This window comes from Streptosporangium sp. G11 (assembly GCF_051192615.1).
In the GTDB taxonomy this organism is placed as follows: Bacteria; Actinomycetota; Actinomycetes; order Streptosporangiales; family Streptosporangiaceae; genus Streptosporangium.
In genome coordinates, this window is record NZ_JBPJUQ010000005.1 from 200,022 (window position 1) to 212,598 (window position 12,577).

The following is a 12,577-nucleotide window of genomic DNA, read 5'->3' on the forward strand; positions in this document are numbered from 1 at the left end:
TCCCTTAAGCTACATGGCCAGCCCGTTCGCTGGCCAAAACCCTAGTCCTGGTAAGTGCCGAAGACGAGTGGGACAAACAGGCATGATCCTCTCCTGCCGCCCCTGTCACCGGCGAGTATCCAGTGAGACGCCTGTGAACCACATGTGGTTCGCTTAAACCCCACTGAACACGCGGTTGACGTCCGAGGTCGCGAGCACCCCGAAGATCTCACCGCCGCGCTCCACCAGGAGATACTCCCCCGCGGGGGATTCGCGCATGGCGTCGATCAGCGACTCCCCCTCCAGGTCCGCGGCCAGCACCAGCGACGGCTCCAGGCTGCGCGACAGCGAACCCGCCGTCACCCAGGGGCGGCGGCTCTCCGGGGTGGCCTCCACCGCGACCTCGTTGACGATGCCCGTGGGGTGTCCCTCGTGGTCGACCACCACCATCGCCCCCGCCTGCGCCTCGGCGGCCCGGCGCAGGGCCTCGGCCAGCGGCACGTCGCCGGTCACCGCGATGGCCCGCCTGGCCAGGGCGCGGGCGTTGACGCCGGGGATGCGGGCCCGTACGCGGGCGCCGCGCAACGCCTGGGTCGCGCCGAACCAGATGAAGGCGGCCAGCAGCACCGACCAGATGATCATCAGGTCCGGGGACTGGCCGGTCACCAGTGCCAGCCCGAGGGGGACCGCCACCAAAATGACGGCCAGCACGCGGCCCGCCCACGCCGCCGCGATCGTGCCGGAGAGGGGCTTGCGGGTGATCTTCCAGACGCCCGCCCGCAGCATGCGCCCGCCGTCGAGCGGCAGTCCCGGCAGCAGGTTGAAGACCCCGACCATCAGGTTGGCGAGCCAGAGCTGGAAGACCAGGACGCCGGCGACCGTGCCGGGGTCGATGACGTAGGAGGCGGCGAAGCCGAGCCCGGCCAGCCCGAGCGAGAGCAGCGGCCCGGCGAAGGCCACCATGAACTCCCTGCCGGGGGTCTCCGGCTCGCGTTCGATCTCCGAGACGCCGCCGAGCAGGTAAAGGGTGATGCGCCGTACCGGCAGGCCGTACATCCTGGCCACCACGCAGTGCGCCAGCTCGTGCAGGAGCACCGAGGCGTACAGCAGCACCGCGAAGACGAACGCGACGACGTACGTGAGCGGGATGTTCAGGTCGGGCAGCCTGTAGGCCACCACGCTCTGGAACGAGTAGGTGATGAACGCCGCCACGATGAACCAGGTCGGCGAGACGTAGATCGGGATGCCGAACGGGCGGCCCATCCGCAACCCTGGATTGTCCCGGCGTGGGCTGTCGCTGCTCACCGCTGGCTCACCATTCCTCGTCCAGTCCACCCTCAGGCCTCGATGGTACGCGCCGCCGGGCCTCCGGCAGACGCCACGGGGCGCCTCGGGCACAAACTGTCGTCACCGTGACCTACAGTGCGGTCATGTCGCTGACCGAGCCCACGATCGTCGGAGCCCTGTCGCCGTCGCGCGCGGGGGACTTCATGACGTGCCCGCTGCTCTACCGCTTCCGGGTGATCGACAGGCTTCCCGAGCCGCCGTCGCCCGCCGCGGTGCGCGGCACGATGGTCCACTCGGTGCTGGAGCGCCTGTACGACCTGCCCGCCCCCGAGCGCACGGCCTCCGCGGCCCAGGACCTCCTGGAGCCCCAGTGGCGCAGGCTCCAGGAGGAGGATCCCTCGTACGCGGGCATGTTCACCGGCGACGGCGACCGCGACGAGTGGCTGGCCCAGGCCCGCGCCATGCTGGAGCGTTACTTCACCCTCGAGGACCCCACCTGCCTGGAGCCCGCCGAGCGGGAGCTCTACGTGGAGGCGGTGCTCGGCAGCGGCCTGATGCTGCGGGGTTACATCGACCGGCTGGACGTGGCGCCCACCGGGGAGGTCCGCGTCGTCGACTACAAGACCGGCAGTGCCCCCGGCCCCGCCTTCGAGGCCAAGGCGCTGTTCCAGATGAAGTTCTACGCGCTGGTCCTGTGGCGGTTGCGCGGCTCGGTGCCCCGCATGCTCCAGCTGATGTATCTCGGGGGCGGCGGCGAGGTCCTGCGCTACACCCCCGACGAGGCCGACCTCCTGGCCACCGAGCGCAAGGTCCAGGCCCTGTGGCAGGCCATCGAGCGGGCACTGGAGACGGGCGAGTGGCGCTCCAGGCCCAGCAGGCTGTGCGGCTGGTGCAGTTACAAGGACCTGTGCCCGGAGTTCGGCGGCACTCCCCCGCCCGTCCCCGAGCGGCAGCCCGGCGACACCGTCCGCAGCAACCGGCGCCCCGCCAAGACCTCGCGGGCGGCCACCGACGAGCTGTAGGGATCGCGGCGCCGGTGCCGGTGCCGCCGCGTCGACGGCGAGGCCGCTCAACCCCGGCTCCCCCGGCCCCCGCCCCTCCCGGCCCCGCCCCTACCGGTCCGGTGCCGGGCGCGAGGAGGCCGGTCCCGGGCGCGAGGAGGCCGGTCCCGGGCGCGAGGAGGCCGGTCCCGGGCGCGAGGAGGCCGGTCCCGGGCGCGAGGAGGCCGGTCCCGGGCGCGAGGAGGCCGGTCCCGGGCGCGAGGAGGCCGGTCCCGGGCGCGAGGAGGCCGGTCCCGGGCGCGTCCACACGGTGTTCTCCGGGGGATCCTTCGTGGGGATGAGGGGGATATCCACCTCTGGCAGGGTGGCGACGGGGTGAGGGCGCCTAAATTGATTGTGTGCGCAACACCATCGGCAGCCTGCGGACGTGGTTCCACGGGCACCCGCTGATTCCCGACGTGATCTTCGGTGGAGCGCTGGCCGCCGCCTCGGTCCCCTTCGCCCACATGGCCCACGTCTTCGGCGACCCCGGCCGCCTGAGGGCGCCCGACGCGATGAGCCTCGGCCTGATCGTGGCGGGCTGCCTGTCGGTGGCGCTGCGCCGCCGGCAGCCGTTCCTGATGCTCTTCCTGGTCTGCCTGGCCGAGGTCGCGCTGACCTCGGCGGGGCGGAATCCCTCCCTGCTCTGGCTCGTCACCCTCGTGATGGTCTACACGATCGCCGCCCGGCGCGGCCTGGCGCTGAGCCTGTGCGCTCCGGCGCTGGCCCTCACCGGTCACGTCCTGTCGTCGGCGGCGGGCGGCGGGCTCGGCGGGCTCGGCGGGTGGAGCGGGTGGAGCGGCCACCTGCTGATGGCCGTCCTCACCACCTCCCTGTGGATCGCCGGCCGGAGCGTGCGGCTGCGCCGGGCCTACCAGGCGGAGCTGCGCGACCGGGCGCGGCGCATGGAACGCGCCCGGGAGGCCGACACCCGGGCCGCCAGGGCCGAGGAGCGCTCCCGCATCGCCCGCGAGCTGCACGACGTGGTCGCCCACCACGTGAGCGTGATGACCGTCCAGGCCGCCGCGGCGCGCCGGGTGCTCGCCAGCAACCCCGACGGGGCGCGCGAGGCCCTGTCGGCGATCGAGGAGCTCGGCCGGACCGCGATGGCGGAGATGCGCAGCATGGTGGGCGTGCTCAGGACCGAGGGGACGCCCGCCGAGCGCAGCCCGCAGCCGGGGGTGCGGGAGATCCCGGCCCTGGTCGACCAGATGCGTGAGGCGGGGCTGCGGACGCAGCTGTGGATCGAGGACGAGCGAGGAGCCCCGGGGACGGCGGAGGCGCCGGACGCGGCGGGGTCACTGCCTCCCGGCGTCGACCTGGCCGCGTACAGGCTGGTCCAGGAGGCCCTGACCAACAGCCTGCGGCACGCGGGGCCGCAGGCGCGGGCCTGGGTGACGGTGCGGCACGAACCGGGCGGGCTCGCCGTCCACGTCGAGGACGACGGTCTGGGCCCGAAGGCGCACGAAAGGGGCGACAGGAATGACGGGGACGATGGGAACGACAGGGACGACGGGGACGACAGGGACAGGGACGGCGAGGAGGTGACCGGGCACGGATTGGCGGGCATCCGCGAGCGCGTCGCCCTCTATGGTGGACTTCTGAGGATCGGCCCGCGTCCCGGGGGCGGATTCGAGGTCAATGCCCGATTCCCCCTCAAGGACACGTGATGACGATCAGAGTGCTGCTGGTGGACGACCAGCCACTGCTGCGCACCGGCTTCCGCCTGATTCTGGAGGCCGAGCCCGATCTCACCGTGGTCGGCGAGGCGGGAGACGGCAAGGCCGCGCAGGACCAGTCGCGGGCGCTGCTGCCCGACGTGGTCCTGATGGACATCCGGATGCCGGGTGTCGACGGCATCGAGGCGACCCGCAGGATCGTGCGGGAGGCCACCGTGGGCGCGCACGTGCCGCGGGTGCTGGTGCTGACGACCTTCGACCTCGACGAGTACATCGTGGAGGCGCTGCGCGCCGGGGCCAGCGGGTTCCTGCTGAAGGACGTACCGCCCGAGGAGCTGGTGCAGGCCATCCGGGTGGTGGCCGCGGGCGACGCCATCGTCGCGCCGAGCGTCACTAGGCGGCTGCTGGACAAGTTCGGCGCGCACCTGCCCTCGGTGCACCAGCAGTCGACCCCCGCGCGCCTGGACCGGCTGACCGAGCGGGAGCTGGAGGTGCTCCGGCTGATCGCCAAGGGCATGTCCAACGCGGAGATCGCCGCCGAGCTGGTGGTGAGCGAGACGACGGTCAAGACCCACGTCGGCAACGTGCTCACCAAGCTGGGCCTGCGCGACCGCGTCCAGGCCGTCGTCCTGGCGTACGAGACCGGTCTGATCACGCCGGGCGCGCTTCCCTGACCCGTCCCGCCCGCCCGTACGGAGGTCTCCGTACGGGCGGGAGCGGTCAGCCGGAGACGACCTGCAGGGGCTGCTCCTTGGGGGCGTTCTCCGGGAAGTGGCAGGCGACCTGGTGTCCCGGGGCGAGCGTCTCCAGCGGCGGCTCCACCGTCTTGCAGATCTCCTGGGCCTTCCAGCACCGGGTGTGGAACCGGCAGGCGGACGGCGGGTTGAGCGGGCTGGGCACGTCGCCCTGGAGGCGAATGCGCTCGCGGTCCTTGCGCCGGGCCGGGTCGGGGACGGGCACCGCGGACATCAGCGCGGTGGTGTACGGGTGCATGGGCGACTCGTACAGGCCCTTGCGGTCGGCCAGCTCGACGATCTTGCCGAGATACATGACCGCGACCCGGTCGCTGATGTGCCGGATGACCGACAGGTCGTGCGCGACGATGACATAGGTCAGGTCGAGCTCGTTCTGCAGGTCCTCCAGGAGGTTGACCACCTGGGCCTGGATCGACACGTCCAGCGCGGAGACCGGCTCGTCGGCGATGATGAGCTTGGGCTTGAGGGCGAGCGTGCGGGCGATGCCGATGCGCTGGCGCTGGCCGCCGGAGAACTCGTGCGGGTAGCGGTTGTAGTGCTCGGGGTTGAGCCCGACCATCTCCAGGATCTCCTGGACCGCCTTCTTGGTGCCCTGCTCGGTCTGGATCCCCTGGATGCGGTACGAGGCGCCGACGATGGCGCCGACCGTGTGCCGGGGGTTGAGCGACGAGTAGGGGTCCTGGAAGATCATCTGCATGTCGCGGCGGAGCGGGCGGATCTTGGCCTGGGACATGTGGGTGATGTCGTGGCCCTCAAAGACGATCTTGCCGTCGGTGGGCTCCAGCAGGCGGGTGATCAGCCGTCCTGTGGTGCTCTTGCCGCAGCCCGACTCGCCGACCAGGCCGAGCGTCTCGCCCTTGCGGACGTCGAAGCTGATCCCGTCGACCGCCTTGACCGCGCCGACCTGCCTGCGCAGCAGGCCCTTGGTCACCGGGAAGTGCTTCTGCAGGCCCTGCACGGACAGCAGCGCTTCGGAGGCGGACCTCTCGGCCGTGCCGCCCTTGTCGTCAACGACGTCGACCGAGGTCACGCGTCCTCCCTAACCCTGAGCGTCGTGCTGTGCTGACCGGCTCGCTCGCTCACGTGCTCTCCATCATCGGCTTGATCTCGTTCTCCCAGATGGACCGCCGTTCCGCGCGGGGCATGTGGCAGCGGACAAGGTGGCCGCCGTCGGTCTCCAGCAGCTGCGGCACCTCCGAGGTGGCCTTGCCCTCGGTGCGGCCCGCGAAGGCGCAGCGGGGGTTGAAGGCGCAGCCGGACGGCACGTTGATCAGGGAGGGCGGGGAGCCCTTGATCGGGAGCAGCCGCTCGGTGGGCTCACGGTCCAGGCGGGGCATCGACCCCAGCAAACCCCATGTGTAGGGATGCTCGGGCCGGTAGAAGGTGTCTTCGGCCGTGCCGTACTCGACACACTTGCCGCCGTACATCACCAGGATGTCGTCCGACAGCTCGGCGACCACGCCGAGGTCGTGGGTGATGACGATCAGCGCGGAGTTGAACTCGCTCTGCAGGTCGCGCATCAGGTCGAGGATCTGCGCCTGGACGGTCACGTCGAGGGCCGTGGTGGGCTCGTCGGCGATCAGGAGCTCGGGGTCGCAGGAGAGCGCCATGGCGATCATCGCGCGCTGGCGCATGCCGCCGGAGAAGTGGTGGGGGTAGTCGTCGACCCGCTTGTCGGGCTGCGGGATCCCCACCCGGCCGAGCATGTCGATCGCGTGCTTGCGGGCGACGGCCTTGCTGACCTTGTGGTGGATCCGGTACGCCTCGATGATCTGGGCGCCCACCGTGTAGTACGGGTGCATGGCGGACAGCGGATCCTGGAAGATCATCGCCATCTTCTTGCCGCGCAGGGTCCGCACGTGGTCGGGGCTCGCGCCGACGAGCTCCTCGCCGTCCAGCCAGATCTCACCGGAGATCTTGGCGCGTCCGCCCTTGTGCAGGCCCAGGATGCCGAGGCTGGTCACGCTCTTGCCCGAACCCGACTCGCCCACGATGCCCAGGGTCTTGCCCCGGTCGAGCTTGAACGACAGGCCGTCGACGGACTTGACCAGGCCGTCCTCGGTCGGGAAGTGGATGCGCAGGTCGCGCAGTTCCAGGAAGGACTCCGGTGCGGGAGTCGTCATGAGAGCCTCACCCTCGGGTCGACCACCGCGTACAGCACGTCCACGATGAAGTTGGCCAGGACGATGAAGATCGCCGCGAACAGGGTCACGCCCAGGACGACGGGCAGGTCGTTGCTCCGGATCGCGTCGATGACCAGCTTGCCGATGCCGGGGATGGAGAAGGTGCTCTCGGTGAGCACCGCGCCGCCCAGCAGCAGGCCGAGGTCCAGGCCGAAGATGGTGAGGATCGGGGTCAGCGTGGCGCGCAGGGCGTGCTTGGTCACGACCGTCCGCTCCTTGAGACCCTTGGCGCGGGCCGTGCGGATGTAGTCCTCGCCCATGGTCTCCAGCATGCCCGCCCGGGTGAGCCGGGCGTACAGGGCGGCGTACAGGAACGCCAGGGTGATCCACGGCAGGACGAGCGCCTGGAACCACATGATCGGATTCTCGGTGAACGCCGTGTAGCTGCCGCCGCCGGGGAAGATCCCCAGCGTGTACGCGAACACCGACAGCGACACCAGGCCGGTGAAGTAAATGGGGAGCGACACTCCGGCCAGGGCGATCGTCATGGCCGACCTGTCCATGGCGGTGCCACGTTTCAGCGCGGAGATGACGCCCACGCTGACGCCGACGACGACCCAGGTGACCGCGGCGCCCAGGGCGAGGGAGATCGTCGCGGGAAGCCGGTCGAGCAGCGTCGGCCAGACCGGCTGGTTGTTGTTGAACGAGAAGCCAAAGCACGGTGCCGGGCACTCGGCCTTGCGCGGGCCGAGCGAGTAGTCCTGACCGGCGACGATGCCCTGCGCGAACCGGCCGTACTGCACCAGGAGCGGATCGTCCAGGTGCAGTCGCTTGACGGCGCCCTGGATCGCCTCAGGGGTGGCGTCTCGCCCGACGTAACGCGACGCCATGCCCTCGGGGGTCTGTCCCAGAGCACGCGGGATGAGGAAGAAGATCGCGAAGGTGGCCATGCTGACGATGGCGAGCATCAGCACGGCGGCGATCACGCGGCGGACGATGAAAGCGACCACGATCGTTCGGCCGAAGTGCCCGGGAGGGTCGCTCCCGGGCACCGTCAGGCCTTCACCTGCCTTTGGCTAACTAGGGAAGGGCTACTGCTGGACGCCGAGCCACGTGTAGTCGTACATGCCGTAGGCCGGGTGCACGTACACGTTGGTCAGGGTCGACGGGCGGAAGATCAGGGTCTTCTCGTAGACGAAGGACATGAAGGCGGCAGACTCCATGACCTTCTGGTCGACCTGGGCCCAGATCTCGTTACGGGCGGCGGCGTCGGTGGTCTGGATGCCCTTGTCGAGCAGCTCGTTCACCGACTTGTCGTTGAGCTCCATCATGTTGTAGTTGCCGGAGTCCTTGATGAAGCGACCGTCGACGATCTGCGACAGGAAACCGAAGCCGGACGGCCAGTCGGAACCCCAACCCGCGATCATGATGCCCAGCTTGTTGGCGTGCACGAACTCCGGCTTGCCGGCGTACTGCGCGCTCCAGTCACCCGAGGGGTACTTCTTGATGGTGGCCTTGATGCCGACCCGGTCGAGGGAGGCCTGGAGGGCCTCGGCGACCTGGACTTCCTTGGTGCGGTCACCGCGGACCGCGATGTTGGTCTCGAAGCCGTTCGGCTGGCCGCAGGCCGCCAGGTGCTCCTTGGCCTTGTCGAGGTCACCCTTGTGGTCGGCACCGTTGGGGTACAGGTCGAACTGCTTGTAGCCGACCGTGGTCGGGGTCATCGCGGTGGTGCCGATCTCGCCGCCGAGCGGGCCGCCCCAGGGAGCCTGGGTGGCGGTCTTGTCGGTGGCGTACTGCACGGCCTTGCGGCAGTCGATGTTGTCGAACGGCTTCACCGCGGTCGACAGCATCGCGTAGCGGTTGAACGGCGTGAAGGGGTTGTCCGTGGAGTCCTTCAGCTTGGCGTCCGCGACGATCTGGGCGCGGGCCGCCGGCTGCACGCCGGTGCCACCGAGGTCGACGTGGACCTGGCCGCTGATGAGGCGCTTGTCGATGTCCTCGGCGTTCTGCTTCAGCTGGACCTCGATGCGGTCGGGCAGCTGCTTGCGGGTGGTGTCGGTGGCCGGGTCCCAGTTCTCGTTCTTGACGAGGTTGAACTGCTTGCCGACCTCGTAGCTCTCGATCTTGTAGGGGCCGGTCGAGGCGACGGTCTTCTCGTAGTCGACGCCGGTGTCCTTGGCCTGCGGCACCGGGGCGGACTGCGGGTTGGCGACCAGGAAGTCGAACTCCGCGAACGGCGCCTTCAGCTTGAAGACGACGGTGTAGTCGTCGGGGGTCTCGATGCCCTTGAAGTTGTCGAGGTTCTTGTCCTTGTAGGGACCCTTGTAGTCACCGGCGTCGAGGTACTGGGCGAAGTACTTCGGACCGTCGGTGAGCTCTTCGGTGAAGTTGCTGCGGGCGATGGCGTACTTGACGTCCGTGGCCTTGACCTCGGTGCCGTCGTCGTACTTGATGCCCTTCTTGATCTTGTACGTCCAGGAGAGGCCGTCCGCGGCCATCTCGCCGGGGCCCTCGGCCAGGTCCGGGACCAGCTTCAGGCCCGCGTCGCCGGGCTCGGCGGCGTAGGTCATCAGCGGGCGGGCGTACAGCCGGGTGAAGTTCCAGTTGAACGCGTAGTACGTGTTGCCCGGGTCCATCGAGTCGGGCTCGTCGGAGTAGGCGAACTTGAGAGTGCCACCCTTGGTGTCCGCGGCGTTGACGACCTTGGTGTAGGCGTCGTTGTGCTTGGCCGCGGAGGCCGCGGCACCGGTCCCCTGACTTCCTGAGGACGTGTTGCCACCGCCACCGGCTGTTCCGCCACAGGCGGCCAGTCCCATGGACAGCGCGGTACCCAGCGCGGCGAGCGCCAGTACGTTGATCTTCCTCATCGTGGTGGTATACCCCTTGTCATGAGTGACGGTGATATAGAGGACGGTCGCTTGTTCGCTACCGGGCTCGCGGGTCGAGGGCGTCCCGGAGCCCGTCGCCCAGCAGGTTGAACGCCATAACGGTGATGAAGATCGCTAGGCCCGGGACAATCATGAAGTGCGGGGCGGTCTGGTAGTAGTCGACCGCCCTGGTGAGCATGCCTCCCCAGGAGGCCTGGGGCTCGTTCACGCCGACACCGAGGAACGACAGAGCCGCCTCGAACAGGATGTTCGTGGGGATGAGCAGCGTGGCGTAGACGAGGATCGGCGCCACGAGGTTGGGGAACATCTCACGGAAGATGATGTAGCTGTTGCCGGCACCCAGGGAGCGGGCGGCGTCGACGAACTCGCGCTCGCGCAGCGACAGGGTCTGGCCGCGCACGATGCGCGCGATGTAGGGCCAGTTGAAGAAGCCGATGATGAACACGATCACCGCGATCCGCAGGCCGTTGCCCTTCAGCCCGAGGGCCTGGTCGGGGACGGCGCCGACGATGGCGATCGCGAACAGCAGCAGCGGGAAGGCGAGGAAGACGTCCATCGCCCGGCTGATGAGGGTGTCGACCCAGCCGCCGAAGAAGCCCGCGAGCACGCCCAGCAGCGAGCCGAGCACCACCGAGACCAGCGTGGCCAGGAAGGCGACCAGCAGCGAGATCTGGGCGCCGGAGATGATCCGGGCGAAGATGTCACGGCCGTTGACCGGCTCCAGCCCGAGCGGGTGCTCAAGGCTGATCCCGCCCCAGGCGCCCAGCGGGGCGCTCGTCATGGGGTCGATGAGGTCGTTGTTGGGAATGTTCGGGGAGTCGCCGAACAGCGCGATGATCCCGCCGAACGGACGCTCCGCGAAGATCGCGATCAGCGTCAGGAAGACCACGACGAAAGCACCGATAATTGCTGCCTTATCGCGCTTCAGGCGCAGCCAAGCGATCTGGCCGAGAGACCGGCCTTCGATGGCTTTTCCGCCCACCCCTTCGAGAACAGCCTCCGGCTGGGCCTCCAGGGCCGTGCCGGGGACGTCGAGCGGTGCGGTCATACAGTGGCCCCCTGGATCCCAGACGACGTTGTCCGTCAACGCGTCCCCCGGGTCGGGGTAGCGCGCCGTAAGTCTACGGGCCGCTATTAGTGGTCCCGTGCGCAGAATCTATGGGCTGAACTGCGCTGACCAGTCCCCTGAGGCGCTATGTGGCTCAACTGTGATTCACGTGAAATTCATTCGTTTTGATCTTGAAGGTAATGTCCGGAAGCCGTTCCGCTTCTGTCTCGGATTCGTGACATTGAAACGAGGCGGTGACGTAGCGTCACCCGATCCCCCGGCGCTTGAGAATGTCCTCGATATCGGAGAAGTCGTCATCGGCGGCCGGCTTCGACGCGGGCCTGGATCCGGCGGCCTTGGAGACGGGCGAGGGCGCGGGCGTGCGCTTGGGCAGCGGCTGCGTGACGGCCGTCGCGCCCGGCGTCACGGCCCTGCTCTGCGCCGGGGCGCTCGCGGCGGGCGCCGTGGCCCTGGATGCAGGGGACGCCGGGGACGCGGCGGCCTTGAGGCGGCGGCCGCGCAGGAAGCCGGAGACCAGGAAGAGCAGCACGGCGAGGCCCGTCACCCCCACCCCGGCCCACACCATGGGGTTGAACACCAGGCCGGCGACGAAGCCGGTGATCGCCGTGCCGATCTGCCACACGGTCGGCAGCGCCCCGGTCAGGAACGCGGCGACGGGCAGCAGCGACCAGGCCGCGGCGCGCAACCCCGCCGCGGCGCCCCGGCGCCGCATCAGCAGGAAACTCAGCACCAGCCCCACGCCGGTGACCCCGGCGCAGAGCGGCAACCACGCGATCTGTTCGTACGACATAGCGGACCGCCCCTCGTATCGGCTTACCCGATATCCATCCTGGCACGTCGAATCGGGACGGGTCCTCCTTCCTGAGGAGGGATCACCCCCTAAGGGATACGGCCCGGTACGCGAGAAAGATCAGGGACGATCCCCGAGCCCGGCCCCCTTCCCGGAGGACCACCCGCCACCGCCGGGAACCCGCCGGCGGAGGAACCGGCCGCGGAGGGCGGCCGGTGGAGAGCCGGGCGGTGGAGAACCAAGCGGCGTAGAGCCAGGCGGGTAGAACCAGGCGGTGGAGAACTAGCCGGCGGACGGCTCGCCGGTGGGAGGCTCGCCCGAGGACAGCGAGCGCAGGATCACCACGTCGACCTCCAGCAGCGAGCCGACGACGAGGCGTCCGGGCGCGGCGGGGATCGGCAGCACGCTCGGCACCGCCACCACCCGGCAGCCCGCGGCGGTGGCCGACGTCACCCCGTTCGGGGAGTCCTCCAGGGCGACACAGAGGGCCGGATCGACGCCCAGCAGCCGGGCGGCCGTCAGATAGGGCTCGGGGTCGGGCTTGGTCCTCGTGACGTCGTCGCCGGTCACCACGTGGTCGAAGTTGTGCTCGCCGATGCTCCTCAGGCACGCCTCGGCGATCGACCGGACCGACGAGGTGACCAGGGCGGTGGCCAGGCCCGCCCCGCGTACCTCCGCCAGCAGCTCGGCGGCGCCGGGCATCATCTCCACCCCGCCCGCGAGCCTGGCGGTCATGCCCTCCAGCATCCAGGCCTCCACCTCGGCGGGGGTGGCGCCCCCGCCGGAGATACGGAGCATGTAGGCGACGGTGGCCGGCATGGAGCCGCCCACCAGATTCTCCTGGTGGGCCTCCCCCCACTCGCCGCCGAGCCGTTCCATCACCTCGGTCTCGACCTGAAACCAGATCTTCTCGCTGTCGACGAGAAGACCGTCCATGTCGAAGAGAACAGCTTCCATCCCCCGT

The 12,577-nt window shown here is 69.6% G+C and carries 11 protein-coding genes; 3 read left to right on the forward strand and 8 right to left on the reverse strand.

Features of this window, described 5'->3' with window-relative positions; genetic code table 11:
- Positions 1-153 precede the first annotated feature (153 nt).
- Complete coding sequence (locus tag ACSDR0_RS07770; RefSeq protein WP_435288139.1) at positions 154-1,242, reverse strand: site-2 protease family protein; 1,089 nt, start codon at positions 1,240-1,242, stop codon at positions 154-156.
- A 167-nt stretch (positions 1,243-1,409) separates the two neighbouring features.
- Here ACSDR0_RS07770 and ACSDR0_RS07775 point away from each other — a divergent pair, with 167 nt between their 5' ends.
- The 3 genes from ACSDR0_RS07775 (at position 1,410) to ACSDR0_RS07785 (ending at position 4,659) form a co-directional block, all read left to right on the forward strand.
- Entirely contained in the window at positions 1,410-2,288 is an 879-nt protein-coding gene (locus tag ACSDR0_RS07775; RefSeq protein WP_435288059.1) for a RecB family exonuclease, read from the forward strand.
- A 377-nt stretch (positions 2,289-2,665) separates the two neighbouring features.
- Complete coding sequence (locus ACSDR0_RS07780) at positions 2,666-3,976, forward strand: sensor histidine kinase (RefSeq protein ID WP_435288060.1); 1,311 nt, start codon at positions 2,666-2,668, stop codon at positions 3,974-3,976.
- Positions 3,976-4,659 (forward strand): response regulator, encoded by a 684-nt coding sequence (locus ACSDR0_RS07785; RefSeq protein WP_435288061.1) that lies wholly within the window; start codon positions 3,976-3,978, stop codon positions 4,657-4,659. Before ACSDR0_RS07780 ends, ACSDR0_RS07785 begins: the two co-directional genes overlap by 1 nt.
- 46 nt (positions 4,660-4,705) lie before the next feature.
- Here the strand turns inward: ACSDR0_RS07785 and ACSDR0_RS07790 are convergent, their stop codons facing one another.
- The 7 genes from ACSDR0_RS07790 to ACSDR0_RS07820 form a co-directional block, all read right to left on the reverse strand.
- A complete protein-coding gene (locus tag ACSDR0_RS07790) occupies positions 4,706-5,770 on the reverse strand; it encodes an ABC transporter ATP-binding protein (protein ID WP_435288062.1) in 1,065 nt (354 codons plus the stop codon).
- A 49-nt stretch (positions 5,771-5,819) separates the two neighbouring features.
- Positions 5,820-6,863, reverse strand: coding sequence for an ABC transporter ATP-binding protein (locus tag ACSDR0_RS07795; RefSeq protein WP_435288063.1), 1,044 nt, complete (start codon positions 6,861-6,863; stop codon positions 5,820-5,822).
- Entirely contained in the window at positions 6,860-7,873 is a 1,014-nt protein-coding gene (locus ACSDR0_RS07800; protein WP_435288064.1) for an ABC transporter permease, read from the reverse strand. Before ACSDR0_RS07800 ends, ACSDR0_RS07795 begins: the two co-directional genes overlap by 4 nt.
- Positions 7,874-7,954: 81 nt before the next feature.
- On the reverse strand, positions 7,955-9,733 hold the full coding sequence (locus ACSDR0_RS07805; protein WP_435288065.1) for an ABC transporter substrate-binding protein: 1,779 nt from the start codon (positions 9,731-9,733) through the stop codon (positions 7,955-7,957).
- A gap of 58 nt (positions 9,734-9,791) precedes the next feature.
- A complete protein-coding gene (locus tag ACSDR0_RS07810) occupies positions 9,792-10,802 on the reverse strand; it encodes an ABC transporter permease (protein ID WP_435288066.1) in 1,011 nt (336 codons plus the stop codon).
- A gap of 265 nt (positions 10,803-11,067) precedes the next feature.
- Positions 11,068-11,613, reverse strand: a complete 546-nt coding sequence (locus ACSDR0_RS07815) for a cellulose synthase (RefSeq protein WP_435288067.1) — start codon at positions 11,611-11,613, stop codon at positions 11,068-11,070.
- A 282-nt stretch (positions 11,614-11,895) separates the two neighbouring features.
- On the reverse strand, positions 11,896-12,570 hold the full coding sequence (locus ACSDR0_RS07820; protein WP_435288068.1) for an HAD family hydrolase: 675 nt from the start codon (positions 12,568-12,570) through the stop codon (positions 11,896-11,898).
- Between the last annotated feature and the right edge of the window lie 7 nt (positions 12,571-12,577).

Coding starts and splice junctions, on each gene's coding strand:
- ACSDR0_RS07770 (WP_435288139.1), bottom strand. CDS start 1,242: ATGGGCCGCCCGTTCGGCATCCCGATCTACGTCTCGCCGACCTGGTTC.
- ACSDR0_RS07775 (WP_435288059.1), top strand. CDS start 1,410: ATGTCGCTGACCGAGCCCACGATCGTCGGAGCCCTGTCGCCGTCGCGC.
- ACSDR0_RS07785 (WP_435288061.1), top strand. CDS start 3,976: ATGACGATCAGAGTGCTGCTGGTGGACGACCAGCCACTGCTGCGCACC.
- ACSDR0_RS07795 (WP_435288063.1), bottom strand. CDS start 6,863: ATGACGACTCCCGCACCGGAGTCCTTCCTGGAACTGCGCGACCTGCGC.
- ACSDR0_RS07805 (WP_435288065.1), bottom strand. CDS start 9,733: ATGAGGAAGATCAACGTACTGGCGCTCGCCGCGCTGGGTACCGCGCTG.
- ACSDR0_RS07810 (WP_435288066.1), bottom strand. CDS start 10,802: ATGACCGCACCGCTCGACGTCCCCGGCACGGCCCTGGAGGCCCAGCCG.
- ACSDR0_RS07815 (WP_435288067.1), bottom strand. CDS start 11,613: ATGTCGTACGAACAGATCGCGTGGTTGCCGCTCTGCGCCGGGGTCACC.
- ACSDR0_RS07820 (WP_435288068.1), bottom strand. CDS start 12,570: ATGGAAGCTGTTCTCTTCGACATGGACGGTCTTCTCGTCGACAGCGAG.